Raw genomic sequence first — 15,860 nt, 5'->3', positions numbered from 1 at the left:
TAACCCCACCAACAAACTTTTTCAGCAAACCCTATGTATAACTAGCCTTTGTCTAACTGTTGTTTATTAAAATTAATGGCTCTTCGTTACTCTTTATGCTAAATCAACAGACAAGATGCCAAGACAACATACTGGTTCTTCGTTACTTGGTATGGTTTGATCGGGTGGCATAAATCGACTAAATCCTTATCTGGCAAAAGACTTAATTGATTAGTTCGTTCTAGTCGGGTGTGGGGTAAAATCGGTGCGATCGGCTTTCTCAATGGCTCAGGTTCTAGCATATATCGTGTAAATGCGCTAGTATTCAAACTAAAGCCGTCCTAAAAAGACGGGGTTTGGAACTCAATTTTTCGATGACGACAATAATCGACGAGTTAAGGCAACAATGGCAAGATCGCCTCTCTCAAACAGAGGATTCCTTAACCGATCGCCAACGGGATACCATTATCAATTGGTTACTCGGTGAAGATAGCCAACGTTGGGAAAATTTAGATGAGAGAGATTTAGAAATCGCTAAACGGGGATTAGTCTATCTTTGGCAAATTTTACGGCAACGCTATCTGAAAGTTAGTCCCACCCGCGCCTATCGTAACCTGATCGATCGTCTCGGCGCTTGTGTCACTCTCCGGCAAAAAATTCGCACTTGGGTTTCCTTAAGTCGCGATCGTCGGCAAGCGGTGGCCGATGTCTTGCAAGAAATTATTCAAGAGATGTTAAATAGCGATCGCTATCTGCAATCCCAGTTAGCATGGATCGCTCGTTGTACCAACGATCAAGCTACTCGCGATCGGCTGCTGTTAGCCACCCTAGAGGAATACGCCCTGCGTCCGATCCGCAATCAACCCCTGTTAGCCTATCGTTTTGTTAATTATCTCCGTCGTCAATCGAAAAGCGGTATCACTAATGTGCCGCGGGAAGAAATGATCAGGATTCTCTCCGATGAAATTAGTGGCGATGAGGGAGAAAATAGCCTAAGTTTACTGGATCAAAATGCGATCGCTACCTACGAAGATGAACGCACTTGCCAAGAAGCGCAAATTCTCCGGGCAAAAGTTCAAGAGAGTTTTGCTAAGTATCTAGAGGAAAATGTTAGTCCGGAGGCGGTGACTTGGTTTAACCTCTATCTAGGGGGCGAAAGCCAAGATGCGATCGCCAAAGCGATGAATATTCCCATTCAAGGGATTTATCGTCTCCGGGAAAAAGTTGGCTATCATGCGATTAAGGTTTTTGCCCTCAAGGAAGGGACAGAATTAATCGCTGAATGGTTAGAAATCAGCCCGAAAGAGCATAATTTTGGCTTAACTCTCAGTCAATGGCAAAGTTTCTATGCTGGCCTTTCTCCCAGGGGTAAAAGCGTTATCGATGGCTTAAAAGCGGGTAAAACCCTTGAGGAAATCGCTGGCGAATTAAACTGTAAACGCACACAAGTGGTCAAAGAATGGACGCAACTTTATCTAAGCGCCCAAAGTCTCAGGACAAAAACCTAATCAGTTATCAGTTATCAGTTATCAGTTATCAGTTATCAGTTATCAGTTCACTGAGAAAACTCCCCACACCCCACACCCCACACCCCACACCCCACTTCCCATCCCCTTTTTGATTTTTGACTTCAAGAAATATGTGGATTATTAGCAAAAAAGTCGGGGTATTCACCCATTATTTAACCTCTACGGGTACATTTACCCCCAGCATTGATAAAGCCAGTAAATTTTCTGCTCGGGAAATGGCGGATATTATGGCTAAAAAATACGGGGGAATAGTCGAGGACATGAGATAATTATGACCATTGGTATTTGGATTTTAGGGGATCAATTATGGACAGGACAAGCGGCCTTAGCTAATCGTCAAGCCTATTCACAGGAAACGCCGGTTATTTTAATTGAATCCCACAATCATATTCGACAAAGACCCTATCATCAGCAAAAATTAGTTTTAATCTGGTCGGGGATGCGTCATTTTGCCGAAGAATTAAAAACTTTAGGATGGTCTGTCACCTACGAAGTTGCTGAAGATTTTGAACCGATTTTATCTGCTTGGATTGAACGATTAGGCATTAAAGAATTACAGATTATGATGCCTAATAATTTACCTTTTCTTAGATTAATCAAAAATCTGAATTTAGACTGTGTTATAACCCTAATTGATAATAATCACTTTCTCTGGACTAGGACAGATTTTAATAATTGGGCTAAATCTCGTAAAAGACTATTACTAGAGGATTTCTATCGAGAAAGTCGTAAAAAATGGCAGATTTTAATCGAGGATAATCAACCCATAGGAGGACAATGGAACTTTGATAAACAAAACCGCAAACCGCCCAAGGATGGATTAAAAACTGCTGCTCCTCTTTGGTTTGAACCCGATGAAATTACCCTTCAGGTTATCGCTGATGTGGAAGCTTTAGATATTCCTAAATATGGAAAAATCAAACCTTTTCGCTGGGCAGTAAACCGCCGACAAGCTTTACAGGTTTTGGAGCATTTTATTACTAATTGTCTGCCCAACTTTGGACCCTACCAAGATGCGATGGTAACGGGAGAAGAAACCCTCTGGCATTCCCTATTATCTCCCTATCTGAATCTAGGATTACTAACGCCGTTGGAAGTGATTCAAGCGGCAGAAATTGCCTATAAAAAAGATAATTTAGCCCTAAATAGCATCGAAGGATTTATCCGTCAGGTGTTGGGATGGCGGGAATATATGCAGGGAATTTATCATTATTTGGGAGAAGATTACGCTAATCGTAATTGGTTTGAGCATCAACAACCCTTACCGGCTTTCTTTTGGGATAGTAACCAAACCGAGATGAATTGCCTCAAACAAGTATTATCACAGGTGGAAAATACCGGTTATGCCCATCATATTCAAAGATTAATGATTTTGAGCAATTTTGCCTTAATTTTTGGTTGCTCTCCCCAAGAGATTGAAAACTGGTTTCATAGTGTTTTTATCGATGCCTACGATTGGGTAATGCAGACTAATGTGTTGGGAATGGGACAATTTGCCGATGGGGGAATTCTCGCCTCCAAACCCTACGCCGCCTCGGCCAACTATATTGATAAAATGAGTGATTATTGTCGGGGTTGTGTGTATAAAAAAAATGAACGAGTCGGGGAGTTTGCCTGTCCTTTTAATTTTCTTTACTGGGATTTTTTGGCACGACATCGAGAAAAATTAAAATCCCAAGGTCGAGTTAATATGATTTTAGGTCATCTCGATCGAATGTCGGCTGCTGAACTTAATCAAATGCGCTGCCAGTCCAACCAATTAAGAGCTATCAGCAGTCAGGAGGAGATAGGGTGATAGGGTGATAGGGTGATAGGGTTTTGGGGTGATAGGGTGATGAGACAGCTTCCCCACTTCCCCACTTCCCCACTTCCCCACTTCCCAACCCCCAAACCCCAAACCCACTATGATAATTGCTATATGAGTAAATCAAAGGAAAAAAACCGGATTGCCTATCAGGAATTTGGAGATAAAAGCAATTCTCAAGCTTTTGAGCGTTCCATTCCTGAATTACCCCCGAATCAGCAGAATGTGCGAGTACAAACCTCCCGCTCTGGTCGTGCGGGAAAAACCGTTACCATAGTTACAGGTTTTCAATGTCAAACCGAAACTCTGACTAAATTATTAAAACAGTTAAAAACTGCTTGCGGAACGGGTGGTACAGTTAAAGAAAATGCCATTGAGATCCAAGGAGATCATCGCCAAAAAATTCTACAAATTCTCATTGAATCGGGTTACAAAGCCAAAATTAGCGGAGGATAGCTTAAAATCATGATTCCCTCTTGGTTGCTTATCGGTGTCGTGGGATTTTTGGTCGCGTTAGCTGGGGGATTACTCAATTCTCGGGATGTGCGTTGGTTTGCGCGATTGCGTCGTCCCGATTGGTTAACCTTTGAAAGATTAATCCCTCTTATCTGGACAATTATCTATATTTGTGGGGCAATTTCTGCTTATTTAGTCTGGGAAGCGCAACCGGCTAATCGCTGGTTTTTGATGGCTTTTTATCTGTTGGTGGAATTGACTATTACTGCCTATACTCCCGTCACCTGTAAACTACGCAGTCTCAAAGCGGGAACGATTATCGGAGGTACGGGTTTTTTCTTGGGTTTTCTTCTGGCGCTATTGGTTTTCCCTGTTTCTTCTTGGGCGGGCATCCTACTCCTACCCTACCTGATTTGGAGTCCGATCGGTACCTATGTGACTTGGGAAATGATCCATCTCAATCCTAGGGATGTATAGATAGGTAAAGTGGGATGGGTTAATTTTTAACACATCCCACAGGTCTTATTGCCATCTACCAACTTAAAAATCTAGACTGTTTTTTCCGCTCTAACTCGTTCTACCTTTACCTTGGCAGGACTAGAGCAATCAAGGAAGTTAGGAACCTCCTGACGACAGTGAGGACAATACCAGTAGGCACGACCAACCACAAGGTGACGAAGGGTAATTCCCGAACACATAGGGCAGTTGTGCATGGATTGTTAGACTAATTTTAAAAGCTTTTAAAATTGTCCTACCTCCTACTGCGATTTTAAACAAAATCGCCGCTCTTTAACTCTAACTTTAGGTAGAAACCTAGTGTTTCTTTCGGTACATTTCCCAGAAAATACCTAAGAATGAGGACGGAAAAGATGGGAGTGTTGCGGGTGATAAAGTTGCGATCGAGTTCCTGTAATCTGGTTTAAAGCGGGACTAATTAGATAAAGGGTAGTTCTAGTTAAATTTTCCCGATGGGTTAATTGGGCCATCTCTGACAGGGGGACAACCCAGATTTTTTCGTCGGGCCAACCGAGACGGAAACAAACGGCCACTTGTTGCTCTGGCTGGTAGTATTTTAGGAGTTTTTCCTGGGCTTTGTCAACATGACGGGCGGCTAAATATAGGCATAAACTGGCTTTATGGGCGGCTAAAGAGGCTAATTCTTCACTTTCTGGCATGGGAGATGCTTTTCCTTCCACCCGGGTTAGAATAATTGTCTGGACTAATTCCGGAATCGTTAATTCTAGGGCCAATTTAGCCGCTAATCCTTGAAAGGCACTAATTCCGGGGATTAGCTGAAAGGGGATATCTGCTGCTGTCAAAAGATGAATTTGTTCTTGGATGGCACTATAGAGACTTAAATCCCCCGATTGCAGTCGCACCACCGCTAAACCCCGACGCACGCGATCGATCATTAAAGGGATAATTTCCTCTAGGGTGATGCTACTGGTGGGAATTAACTCGACATCTTTACGAGTGTCCTCAAGAATCTGTTTGGGGACGAGGGAATTAGCAAAGAGGATAACATCGGCTTTTTGGAGAATTTTATAGGCTTTTACCGTCAATAATTCCGGATCTCCGGGACCCGCACCAATAAAATAGACGGCCGGGAGGAGAGGAGAGGAGTCAATTAAAGTCATACTAAATCCTGTTTAAAAGGGAAGTGGGGAGATAGGGAAGTGGGGAAGTGGGGAAGTGGGGAAGTGGGGAAATTTCAACTAAAACCCCAAAACCCTAAAACCCCAAAACCCAACCCCGATCATTAACCTGAACATTTGTATTTAATTACGGTGAAACTGACTATACAATATTAATGATAAAGCACGGTCAGCATTGACAATGATTAGCGATCAGTCCCTCCCCCCCCAAAATATTGAAGCGGAAGAATCTATCTTAGGTGGTATTTTACTAGATCCAAAAGCGTTAGGTAGAATCAGTGATTTTTTAATTCCAGAAGCTTTCTATGTGAAAACCCATCAAGATATTTATCGTGCGGCGCTTGCTTTACAAGGGAAGGGAAAACCGACGGATTTAATGACGGTTAGCAGCTGGTTACAGGATAATTATCTGCTGGAAGAAATCGGGGGAATGCCGCGATTGTTACAATTAATTGAGCGCACTGTCTCGGCTGCCAACATCGATCGCTATGCTGAATTAGTGATGGATAAATATATGCGTCGTCAGTTAATTTCCACCGGGGGAGAAATTATTGAGTTAGCCAGGGATACGACGCTAGAATTAGAAAATGTTTTCGATGAATCGGAACAAAAGATTTTTCGTCTCACCCAAAAACGACCCCAAGAGGGTTTAATTTTTCTGGGGGATACTTTAATTGAAACTTTTAACCAAATTGAGAAAATGCAGGAGACGACCACTCTACCCGGTATCGAAACTCAATTTTATGATCTCGATGCGATGACCAGTGGTTTACAACCCTCGGATTTAGTTATTATCGCGGGTAGGCCTTCCATGGGAAAAACTTCTTTTGCTCTTAATATTGCCTATAATATCGCTCAACAGAATTTACCTGTGGCTGTCTTTAGTTTGGAGATGTCCAAGGAACAATTAGCCCAACGTTTGTTATCGAATGAGGCTAAAATCGAAAGTAATCGGATTCGCTCGGGCCGTTTGGGACAAAATGATTTAGAGAAGGTTCTTGGGGGACTAGAAAAGTTATTAAATTTGCCCATATATATCGATGATAGTGCCAATTTAAGTGTAATTCAAATGCGTTCCCAAGTGCGGCGTTTACAGGCAGAAAAAAAGGGGCAAATGGGATTAGTTTTAATCGATTATCTGCAATTAATGGAAGGGGGAGGTGATAATCGTGTTCAGGAACTTTCTAAAATTACCCGCAGTCTTAAGGGTTTAGCGAGAGAAATTCATGCTCCGGTAATTGCTCTTTCTCAGTTAAGTCGCGCCGTGGAATCTCGCAATAATAAAAGACCGATGATGTCCGATTTACGCGAGTCGGGATGTTTAGCGGGTGATAGTTTAGTTGAGTTAGCCGATCCTCGTGCTAAAGTGCCAATTTGTCAGTTAGTTAATTGCTCTAATTTTACGGTTTTTGCTCTTAATGAGGAAACAATGAAATTAGAAAAAGCACTGGTAACTAAGGTCTTTTCCACAGGATTTAAGCCAGTTTTTCGATTAACAACTCGTTTAGGTCGCACGATTAGAGCTACAGCCAATCATAAATTTTTGACTGTCCACGGTTGGCAAAGATTAGATGAATTAAATATTGGTAATTATATCGCTTTACCTCGCTCTCTGAGTAATTCAGACCTAACTTTTAATTGGGATGAAGTTATGGCAATTCAAGCGTATGGAGAGACAGAAGTGTATGATTTAACAGTAGATAAACTGCATAATTTTATTGCCAATAATATCATCGTCCATAATAGTATCGAACAGGATGCGGATTTAGTTATGATGTTATACCGAGATGAATATTATAACCCCGATAGTCCCGATCGAGGTGTGGCCGAAGTAATTATTACTAAACACCGTAACGGTCCCACCGGCACAATTAAGCTACTTTTTCAACCAGAATTTACCAAGTTTCTTAATCTTAAACAAAGTCGCTCTAATTATTAAAATGCAAGCAACTATTAATTATAAAACTCCCAATTGGCTCTTAATACTTTTGGCAATTATCCTAACTCTCAGTGTGGTTTTTCGTTTGGCGAATATCGATAAAAAAATCTATTGGCATGATGAATCCTACACCACCATTAGAACCACTGGTTATCAAGCAAAGGAAATCGCTGATACTATCTTTCAAAATCGTCTTTTATCTACCACAGAATTAGGAAAATTTCAACAACTGAAACCCGAAAGTAATGTTTTTGACACAATTAAATCTCTCGCTAAAGAAGACCCTCAACACCCACCTTTATACTTTATTATCTCTCGCTATTGGGAAAAAATATTCGGTTTTTCTCCCGTTTCTTCCCGCAGTTTAGCGATTGTTTTTAGTCTTCTCTCTCTCCCATTGATTTACTATCTATCCCTAGAATTATTTGCAGCAAAGTTAACGGCAATTTTAGCAGTAATTTTATTGGCACTCTCTCCAGTTGATATAATATTTGCTCAAATGTCCCGTCAGTATAGTCTTTTGGTTTTGTTAACGATAATCAGTCAATTACTGCTGTTAAAATGCCTCAAAAAAAGAACTCTTGTTAATTGGTCTTTATACACCATCTCTAATACTCTCGGACTCTACACCCATCTCTTTTTTATTCTCAACTTATTTGCTCAAGCAGCCTTTATACTTTGGTATCTTGTTATGAAACCAGAGCGAAAAAATAACTTGATATTTTTCCTGTTATCTGGGTTAACAATGATGATTTTATATATACCCTGGTTACAGGTTTTTTTAACTAACTCTCAAAGGGCCTTTAACTCCACCAGTTGGGCTGCCGTTAACTATCTCGATTGGGGATTGTTCAGTAAATTATGGCTCTTAACTTTTACTTCTCTATTTAGCGATAGCGATTTTGGTTTTAATAACATCTTTACCTATATATATAGAGTAATTTTTTTAATCTTAACTATCTATGCTTTTGAGCGAGTTTATCGCTACAATAACCCCATAGCTTTTACTTTTCTGATTACCTCAACCCTAGGGCCTTTCCTAGCTTTAGTCATTCCCGATCTAATTTTGACCACCACCAGATCAACTGTCACCCGTTATCTAATTGCGACCTTTCCTACTATCTATATAACTGTGGCTTTTTTCTTGTCACAATTGCTTAATCAAGGCAAAATTTTAGGTAAAATTATCTTGACTTTTTTGTTAACTGCTAGTATAATATCGAACTTCAATAATGCTCTTTCCGAAACCAGTTGGGCAAAAGTTCCTAGTTATTGGAATGGCGAAGTTGCCAGAAAAATCAATGCTGTACCTAAGGCCATTGTTATCAGCGACGAAGGTAATGACTGGACTAACTTAGGTGATTTGCTTTCCCTTAATTATCGTCTTAATGCTGATGTAAAATACTTTCTGACTACCACTAACCCCGATACCGATAAGTTAAAAGAAGTCCTAGAAATTCCCCGGGTCAACTTATTTCTTTTTCGTCCTTCCAATCGGTTATTACTGGCCCTAGATCAATTCGATATTCGTCTTGATTATTTCTATCCCTATGGTCAATTGTGGCGAGTGAAGAAATAGGTAAATATATATTTTGGGTCAATCTAGCCTGAAAGAGTTGAGCAAAGCTGGTATTATAACCAGTTAAAACCGTTAATCTTCACCTTAAAGAAATGACTTTTCTAATTCCGACCAGCGTTTGGCGGCAAATTCTTAAAAAGCTCCCCATACTACTATTCTTAGCATCTTTTCTAATAGTCCTACTATTAGGCTATTTTTCTGCTGCTTTCTCTCAAAGTCGGGATGGCGATATCCGCGGTGTTTGGATCACCACCAACGATACTGCGATGCTGATGGACAGGGATAAACGACAACAGGCGATCGAGCAATTAGTTAATCTTAATTTTAATGCTATCTATCCCGTGGTTTGGAATTCCGGTTATGCTCTCTATCCTAGCGCGATCGCTCAACGGGAAGGAATACAGCCTTTTGTGCCTACGGGAGCGCAGGGACAAGATATCTTGGCAGAATTGGTGGAACAAACCCGTGGAAGGGGATTATTGGTCATTCCTTGGTTTGAATTCGGATTTATGGCCCCTCCCACCTCAGAATTAGCCTTAAAACATCAGGACTGGTTAACCCAAAAACGCGACGGAGGGACTACTTGGGTAGGGGCAGCCGGTGAGGTGGTGTGGTTGAATCCTTTCCGTCCCGAGGTGCAGAATTTTCTGCGGGAGTTAGTCTTGGAAGTGGTGGGACAATACGATATTAACGGCATCCAATTCGACGATCATCTGAGTTTACCCAACGAATTCGGCTATGATCCCTATACTATCGCCCTTTATCAACAGGAAACGGAAAAAACACCTCCGGCTAACCCCCGGGATCCCGAATGGACAAAATGGCGGGCCGATAAAATCACCGCTTTTCTGGCTAATCTCAAAGAATCAATTGAGGCAATTAAACCGAATATACTGCTTTCGATCGCCCCTAATCCCTACGAATTCGCCTATAATGGTCATTTACAGGATTGGCTCGGTTGGGTGCGGCAAGGATTAGTCGATGAGTTGATCGTACAGGTTTATCGTCCCGATCTGCCCAGTTTTCTCAAGCAAATAGAGCGTCCCGAAATTCAGGAAACCCAGCAAACTATCCCCACCGGTGTGGGAGTTTTGACCGGTTTACGCAATCGACCGATTGCCCTACCCTTTATTGAAGAAAAGGTATTGGCTGCTCGTCAACGGGGTTTAGGGGTGATTTTCTTCTTTTATGAAAGTCTCTGGCAGCAAGCTTTGGAACCTCCAGAAACCAGAAAAGCGGCAATTCAAGCGCTGTTTTCGCAACCAATCACTCCCCGTCTTCCCGTGGTGGAAAATATTCCCTTAGTTAGTACACCTGAACCTGTTGACCAGCCAGAACTAACCCCCACACCTCCCCCCTTAGCACCAGACGGTATCGAAATTCCTGTAATTCCCCCTCCGGGTAGTTAATAGCAATTTTTGCCCATCAAAATTATCTAAATACTGTTTAAAAGGTATAGGGGAGTGGCGGGATTTTTTTCAGTGTTGCCAAAGGCACGGCGTAGCCGTCCAGTAAACAGTAAACAGTGAAATGAAAACTCACATCTGATTAAATGCTGACAGCTAAAAAGCTTGTTAAGATTGCAGAGAAGCAGCATTTATTCAGAGTAAATCTTTCAGTCCTATGGTGATATAATTTTGATTTTGATTGGGATTTTTGATAAACCTAACGACGATTTTATCTCGTTCTTCTAATAGGGTTTCTAGGGTTAATAAATCTGATTCTGTAGATTGAGAGAGAATTTTATACAAGGTACTCTCGCTCAAATTATAGTCTCGATCATTTTCTTTGGCAATATCACTATCTTTAATTTCGTTGCGATTATAAAAAATAATTCCTCTGAATTGCACAAATATTTCTGTATCTTGATAGTTTTTCTGGGGATTAGCATAATTATTGAGAGTCAGAAGCATATAGATTCTATTCATCCCGCTTTGAAATTTACCAGCAAGCTGCTTTAATGTGCTTTCTTTGTCTTTTTTTGCCTGTAGGGATGCTTTGAGTTTAACTAAACAAATTTGCAGATGATAATTGAGAATTTTACCAGCATCATCGACTTTTCTCTGTAAAACTAATATAGCTTTTTCAGGGGTTTTGCCGGAAGCAGAGATACCGGGTAACTCTTTTTCTAAATTGATAACCCAGATTTTATCTACTTCTGTAGATATATTTTTGTCATTTTTAGACGATAACTGTAAGTGATTAATATCTACTTTCTTTAAATCGCTCTTTTTTGTTTCTAGAATTTCAATATACTCATCCTGACTAAGGGAGATTTCTTCAATAAAACCCTGTTTTTCTAAAGCTTGGTGAAACTCTTGTCTAAGGGAAAATATTTCTTTTTTTGAGTTAGACTTACTCATTCTCTGCTAAATAGATATGATTGGTTAAAATTTCTCCAGATTTCTGCACAGAGTTGATAACTTCTTTAAAGTTACGAAAATAAACACCATATTGACTGGTTCCATAATCAATAATTTTATCACCCGTGAAAAAGTAAACCCCTAAGTCTTCTTTAGCAATTGAAATTTCTGGATTTAAATTTTTTAATTGATTATCTTCAATAATTTTTGTGACATCAACATCATAACTTTTTAAGGTATGAAGATAAACATAATTGTTGAGAATATCGGTTAAAATCGGGCTATGGGTGGTGATCAAAACCCGATTGTTATGCTCGGTGACAAATTGAACTAAAATATCCATTAAGCGAATTTGATTTTCGGGATGCAAATTAACTTCTGGTTCATCTATCATCAAAAAATTGTTTTTTTCCTTGGCCCAATATTTGAGGTAAAGATACAAGATAGTCAACTGATTGACTGAAGATGAAGCTAGATACATGGGTAAATCTTTGCTTTCATCGAATTTAAAAGAAAATTGAATAGGTGCGATCGATTCTAGACTAGAAATCGTGATTTCTCCTCCCATTAATCCGATCATCTTTTCAATCAGAGAATTATAAACTGAATTAATTTTTTTCTTGGTATTGAGAGAATAAAGCGACTCAATCACCTTATTCATTGGTTCTGTATAAGACCTTTTGGGTAATTGTTCTTGAAGACGTTTGAATATATTTTTATTAGTATCAACATCATCATCAATATTTTCTATTAATTCTTGCAATCGACGATTATACTCACTTCTTTTATTTCTTTCTATCTCATAAATGTACTGATAAAAAACAGGGAAAAAGCTACGACTAGCGGGGATAAAAAAAGTATCTTCTGTCTTAGACAAAAGCACTCTTATTATTGAATAAATAATTAGTAATTTTTTGGATGGTTTAGCTCTCTCAAAAAAGTCTCTGGGTATTTTATCAAATACTTTCTCAGGTATATTATTTTCTTTTATATTTATTGTTAGGCTACCTTTGCCATTGCTAATCTGTAAATACCCCCGATCATTGTCAACAACAAAGGTTAATCTGAAGCTTTTATCTTTAAATTCTTTAATATCTGCTTGAAAAACCAATTTATTGGAACCAATAATCGTTTCTTTAATACTGGCATCAAGATTATAAGTATTAACAACTTCTTTTTCAATAAATCGGCTAAATTTATTGAGAATCTCATCGATTAATTCTTGATTGATCGTAATTTTTTTAATAGGTTTTTCCGAGTCAATTAATAAAGAATCAATTTGGGTATTTTCGGAAAACTTTCTAATATTGTCATGATTAAAAATTGTCCATAAAAGCTGAGAAACTAGGGTTTTGCCACTATTGTTGTAGCCAATAAAAGTATAAAACTTCTTGGTTAAATCTATAGCTTGATTATTATTTCTAATTGATCCCAAATTCTTGATCAGTAGTTCCATATTATTTTTACCAATCACACCGAGAGGATAACTAATTTTTTAAAGGTGGACAAAATGCCCACCCTTAAAACTATTGTAAACTGCTAGTTAACTGACTTTTGGCCTTAGCTAAAGCTTCGCTTAACTTACTAGCATCCCGTCCCCCAGCTTGAGCTAAATTGGGACGACCACCACCACCACCAGCGCAGATTTTAGCGATCGCACCGATAAATTTACCCGCTTGTAAACCCTTATCTTTAATCACCCGGGGACTAAAAGCGGCCACTAAACTCACTTTATCAGCTGCGGGAGTCGAGGCCAAAATCACTGCCCCTTCCCCTAATTTTTGCTGTAGTCTTTCGGCCGCAGCCATCAAAGCATTAGCATCAATATCGCCCAAAGAAGCGACTAATAGCTGAAATTCGCCGATAGATTCGGCTTGAGATAGCAAAGCATCCGATTTATTTAGTGCTAACTCCTGTTTAACCGCTTCTAACTGCTTTTGTGTGCCTTTTAACTCCGATTGTAGGGCCGTGATGCGATCAGGAATTTCCAGAGGTTTGACCTTAAAGCGATCGCACAGATCCCGCACCACCTGATCCCGTTCATTCAGGTATGCTAACACGGCAGGGCCAGCCACCGCTTCGATGCGACGAATTCCCGCAGCGATTCCCGTCTCGGAGATGATTTTAAATAAACCGATCTCGGCGGTATTTTTAACGTGAGTTCCCCCGCATAATTCCATAGAAACGCTAGGAATATCAATAACTCGCACTTCTGAGCCGTATTTCTCGCCAAACATGGCAATAGCTCCCTTTTGCTTCGCTTCTTCCAATCCCATCACCGCTATCTCGGTGTCATGCGCTTCGGCAATCCAAGTGTTAATCTGTTCTTCCACCTGTTGCAATTCAGCACCAGTCAGGGGACGAGGACAGTTAAAATCAAAACGGAGGCGCTCAAAACTGACTAGGGAACCTGCTTGGGAAATCCCCCCATCCACAAGCTTTTTCAAGGCCGATTGTAGCAGATGGGTGGCGGTATGATTAGCTTGAGCGCGACGACGACAGGAGCGATCGATCTGAGCATTAATTGTATCGCCGGTGGTGACAATTCCCCGATCCACCCGACCAAAATGGATAAAAATCCCCGATTCTTTCTGCACATCCTCAACGCAGATAAGCAGATTATCGCCGGTTAAATAACCCTTATCACCGATTTGTCCACCCGATTCGGCATAAAAAGGGGTTTGATCGAGAACTACCTGCACCTCAGTGCCTGCTGCGGCCGATTCCACCGTTTTACCGGCGACCAAAACTGCCGTTACTGTTGCGGTTGCTTGCAAATCCGTATAACCGAGAAATTCCGTCGGGTGAATATGTTCTGCCAGCTTATCTAAACTACCCTGTACCGTCAAATCTATGGTTTCGTGGGCGGCTTTTGATCTTTGCTGCTGTTTTTTCATTTCCTGCTCGAAACCCGCCGTATCGACGCTTAAACCCTGCTCCTCGGCGATTTCTTGAGTGAGTTCGAGGGGGAAGCCATAGGTATCATAAAGGGTAAAGGCATCGACTCCCGAAATCTGGCTTTTTTCTTTTTCTAGAATCGATTCGAGCAGTTTCTCGCCTCTTTCTAGGGTTTCTAAAAATCTCGCTTCCTCTCGCTCTAATTCTGCCTTGATCACCGTTTCTCGTTCCCGAACATTGCCATAGACGGACTCGGAAAGAGCGATCGCAACTTCCGCCACTTTGGTGATAAATTGACCTTCAATACCGATTAAACGCCCGTGCCGTACTACTCTACGAATCAGACGACGCAGGACGTAACCTCTGTCAGTATTCGATGCTGAGATACCATCCGCTATCATGTGTACTACCGAGCGCACATGATCGCCGATGACTTTTAGGGAAACTTTCGTTTTTTCGTCCGCTTTCTGGTAGTCTATCGCTGCTAACCGGGCCGCTTCGGCGACAATCGGGAAAATTAGGTCAGTTTCGTAGTTATTGGCGACTTTTTGCAGGATTTGCGCCATCCGTTCCAAACCCATCCCCGTATCGATATTTTTATTCGCTAGGGGTGTTAGATTGCCGTCTGCGTCGCGGTTATACTGCATAAAGACGAGGTTATAAAACTCGATAAAACGGCTATCATCCTCTAAATCGATGGTTTTATCCCCTAATTCCGGGTGAAAATCGTAGTAAATTTCCGAACAGGGACCACAGGGACCCGTGGGACCCGATACCCAAAAGTTATCCGCTTCGCCCATTTTTTGGATACGATGGGCAGGAATACCGATTTTATCGCGCCAGATAGCGAAAGCTTCCTCATCCTCTTTAAAGACACTAACGACTAATCTTTCGGGGGGAAGGTTAAAAACTTCTGTGGACAATTCCCAGGCCCAGGCGATCGCTTGTTCTTTAAAATAATCACCAAAGCTAAAATTGCCCAACATCTCAAAAAAAGTATGGTGTCTAGCAGTCCGGCCGACATTTTCGATATCGTTGGTGCGAATACATTTTTGGGAAGTGGTAGCGCGGGGAAATTCCGGGGTCTTTTGTCCCAAGAAAATCGGTTTAAAAGGGAGCATTCCCGCAATAGTCAGCAAAACGGTGGGGTCTTCTGGGACTAGAGAGGCACTAGGGAGAATTTTATGGTTTCTGGCCGCAAAAAAGTCTAAAAATCGCTGGCGAATCTCGCTTCCGCTTAGGTGGTTACTCATAGAAGATGTCAGTTAGTCAGAAAATGCCTATTTTATCCATTGTGGCATTTTTGCGTTTTAACTCTCCACCTTTACTCTCGCGCCGCTTGTCGGACCTGTTCTAAGTCTAAATCCAAAGCTTGAGCGATTTGTTCCACTCTTAAACCCAAAGCAAGCAAACGGGGAATAGATTCCAGTTTAGCCTCTAGTTTACCTTCCTGTCGTCCTTCCCGTTGTCCTTCCCGTTTAGTTGCTTCCTTCCATTCCTGATAGGTTTGAGATAAGGTCATAAACACCTCTCTATCTTCAGTTTCTAGGATGTTATTTATTTCCATACTAACCCGCCAACCAATTAATAATTCCAGGACATTTTCCCGGAAAGCATTACCTTGAGGTAATTCTAACAATTCTCGCACCGCTTGGTTT

14 protein-coding genes and 1 pseudogene are annotated in these 15,860 nt (G+C 40.9%); 8 read left to right on the top strand and 7 right to left on the bottom strand.

Features of this window, described 5'->3' with window-relative positions:
* Positions 1-98: 98 nt before the first annotated feature.
* Entirely contained in the window at positions 99-281 is a 183-nt protein-coding gene (locus IM477_RS09990; protein ID WP_287731586.1) for a hypothetical protein, read from the bottom strand.
* Positions 282-353: 72 nt separating this feature from the next.
* On the opposite strand from IM477_RS09990, the gene IM477_RS09985 reads away from it, so the two are divergent.
* The 5 genes from IM477_RS09985 (at position 354) to IM477_RS09965 (ending at position 4,245) form a co-directional block, all read left to right on the top strand.
* Positions 354-1,487 (top strand): HetZ-related protein 2, encoded by a 1,134-nt coding sequence (locus IM477_RS09985; protein ID WP_287731585.1) that lies wholly within the window; start codon positions 354-356, stop codon positions 1,485-1,487.
* A gap of 131 nt (positions 1,488-1,618) precedes the next feature.
* A complete protein-coding gene (locus IM477_RS09980) occupies positions 1,619-1,777 on the top strand; it encodes a hypothetical protein (protein WP_287731584.1) in 159 nt (52 codons plus the stop codon).
* Between the two features lie 2 nt (positions 1,778-1,779).
* Positions 1,780-3,303 carry a cryptochrome/photolyase family protein gene (locus IM477_RS09975; protein ID WP_287731583.1) on the top strand — a complete coding sequence of 508 codons (1,524 nt, stop codon included), beginning with the start codon at positions 1,780-1,782 and terminating at the stop codon, positions 3,301-3,303.
* A gap of 123 nt (positions 3,304-3,426) precedes the next feature.
* Positions 3,427-3,768 carry a translation initiation factor gene (locus tag IM477_RS09970; protein ID WP_287731582.1) on the top strand — a complete coding sequence of 114 codons (342 nt, stop codon included), beginning with the start codon at positions 3,427-3,429 and terminating at the stop codon, positions 3,766-3,768.
* A 9-nt stretch (positions 3,769-3,777) separates the two neighbouring features.
* Positions 3,778-4,245, top strand: coding sequence for a TspO/MBR family protein (locus IM477_RS09965; protein ID WP_149986205.1), 468 nt, complete (start codon positions 3,778-3,780; stop codon positions 4,243-4,245).
* A 71-nt stretch (positions 4,246-4,316) separates the two neighbouring features.
* Here the strand turns inward: IM477_RS09965 and IM477_RS09960 are convergent, their stop codons facing one another.
* Together IM477_RS09960 and cobM are read right to left on the bottom strand one after the other, a co-directional pair.
* A complete protein-coding gene (locus IM477_RS09960; RefSeq protein WP_287731581.1) occupies positions 4,317-4,481 on the bottom strand; it encodes a hypothetical protein in 165 nt (54 codons plus the stop codon).
* A gap of 135 nt (positions 4,482-4,616) precedes the next feature.
* Positions 4,617-5,405, bottom strand: a complete 789-nt coding sequence (gene cobM, locus IM477_RS09955) for a precorrin-4 C(11)-methyltransferase (protein ID WP_287731580.1) — start codon at positions 5,403-5,405, stop codon at positions 4,617-4,619.
* A gap of 199 nt (positions 5,406-5,604) precedes the next feature.
* On the opposite strand from cobM, the gene dnaB reads away from it, so the two are divergent.
* The 3 genes from dnaB (at position 5,605) to IM477_RS09940 (ending at position 10,350) form a co-directional block, all read left to right on the top strand.
* Positions 5,605-7,362, top strand: coding sequence for a replicative DNA helicase (gene dnaB / locus IM477_RS09950; RefSeq protein WP_287731579.1), 1,758 nt, complete (start codon positions 5,605-5,607; stop codon positions 7,360-7,362).
* A 1-nt stretch (position 7,363) separates the two neighbouring features.
* Positions 7,364-8,941, top strand: a complete 1,578-nt coding sequence (locus IM477_RS09945; RefSeq protein WP_287731578.1) for a glycosyltransferase family 39 protein — start codon at positions 7,364-7,366, stop codon at positions 8,939-8,941.
* A gap of 92 nt (positions 8,942-9,033) precedes the next feature.
* On the top strand, positions 9,034-10,350 hold the full coding sequence (locus tag IM477_RS09940; protein WP_287731577.1) for a family 10 glycosylhydrolase: 1,317 nt from the start codon (positions 9,034-9,036) through the stop codon (positions 10,348-10,350).
* Positions 10,351-10,542: 192 nt separating this feature from the next.
* Here IM477_RS09940 and IM477_RS09935 read toward each other — a convergent pair whose 3' ends face one another.
* From IM477_RS09935 to IM477_RS09920, 4 genes and pseudogenes are all read right to left on the bottom strand, one after another.
* On the bottom strand, positions 10,543-11,304 hold the full coding sequence (locus IM477_RS09935; RefSeq protein WP_287731576.1) for a hypothetical protein: 762 nt from the start codon (positions 11,302-11,304) through the stop codon (positions 10,543-10,545).
* Positions 11,297-12,760 (bottom strand): AAA family ATPase, encoded by a 1,464-nt coding sequence (locus tag IM477_RS09930; RefSeq protein WP_287731575.1) that lies wholly within the window; start codon positions 12,758-12,760, stop codon positions 11,297-11,299. The genes IM477_RS09935 and IM477_RS09930 overlap by 8 nt, the downstream gene beginning before the upstream one ends.
* A gap of 70 nt (positions 12,761-12,830) precedes the next feature.
* Entirely contained in the window at positions 12,831-15,455 is a 2,625-nt protein-coding gene (alaS, locus tag IM477_RS09925) for an alanine--tRNA ligase (RefSeq protein ID WP_287731574.1), read from the bottom strand.
* Positions 15,456-15,526: 71 nt separating this feature from the next.
* Positions 15,527-15,860, bottom strand: a pseudogene (locus IM477_RS09920) (Rpn family recombination-promoting nuclease/putative transposase); the annotation flags it as partial.

The organism is Microcystis sp. M090S1, assembly GCF_020246295.1.
In the GTDB taxonomy this organism is placed as follows: Bacteria; Cyanobacteriota; Cyanobacteriia; order Cyanobacteriales; family Microcystaceae; genus Microcystis; species Microcystis aeruginosa.
This window is presented reverse-complemented; position numbering and strand designations above follow the sequence as displayed.

Bases quoted from the DNA above. Each gene is read 5' to 3' on its own strand.
- IM477_RS09990 (WP_287731586.1), bottom strand. From the start codon at position 281: ATGCTAGAACCTGAGCCATTGAGAAAGCCGATCGCACCGATTTTACCC.
- IM477_RS09985 (WP_287731585.1), top strand. From the start codon at position 354: ATGACGACAATAATCGACGAGTTAAGGCAACAATGGCAAGATCGCCTC.
- IM477_RS09980 (WP_287731584.1), top strand. From the start codon at position 1,619: ATGTGGATTATTAGCAAAAAAGTCGGGGTATTCACCCATTATTTAACC.
- IM477_RS09975 (WP_287731583.1), top strand. From the start codon at position 1,780: ATGACCATTGGTATTTGGATTTTAGGGGATCAATTATGGACAGGACAA.
- IM477_RS09970 (WP_287731582.1), top strand. From the start codon at position 3,427: ATGAGTAAATCAAAGGAAAAAAACCGGATTGCCTATCAGGAATTTGGA.
- IM477_RS09965 (WP_149986205.1), top strand. From the start codon at position 3,778: ATGATTCCCTCTTGGTTGCTTATCGGTGTCGTGGGATTTTTGGTCGCG.
- IM477_RS09960 (WP_287731581.1), bottom strand. From the start codon at position 4,481: ATGCACAACTGCCCTATGTGTTCGGGAATTACCCTTCGTCACCTTGTG.
- cobM (WP_287731580.1), bottom strand. From the start codon at position 5,405: ATGACTTTAATTGACTCCTCTCCTCTCCTCCCGGCCGTCTATTTTATT.
- dnaB (WP_287731579.1), top strand. From the start codon at position 5,605: ATGATTAGCGATCAGTCCCTCCCCCCCCAAAATATTGAAGCGGAAGAA.
- IM477_RS09945 (WP_287731578.1), top strand. From the start codon at position 7,364: ATGCAAGCAACTATTAATTATAAAACTCCCAATTGGCTCTTAATACTT.
- IM477_RS09940 (WP_287731577.1), top strand. From the start codon at position 9,034: ATGACTTTTCTAATTCCGACCAGCGTTTGGCGGCAAATTCTTAAAAAG.
- IM477_RS09935 (WP_287731576.1), bottom strand. From the start codon at position 11,304: ATGAGTAAGTCTAACTCAAAAAAAGAAATATTTTCCCTTAGACAAGAG.
- IM477_RS09930 (WP_287731575.1), bottom strand. From the start codon at position 12,760: ATGGAACTACTGATCAAGAATTTGGGATCAATTAGAAATAATAATCAA.
- alaS (WP_287731574.1), bottom strand. From the start codon at position 15,455: ATGAGTAACCACCTAAGCGGAAGCGAGATTCGCCAGCGATTTTTAGAC.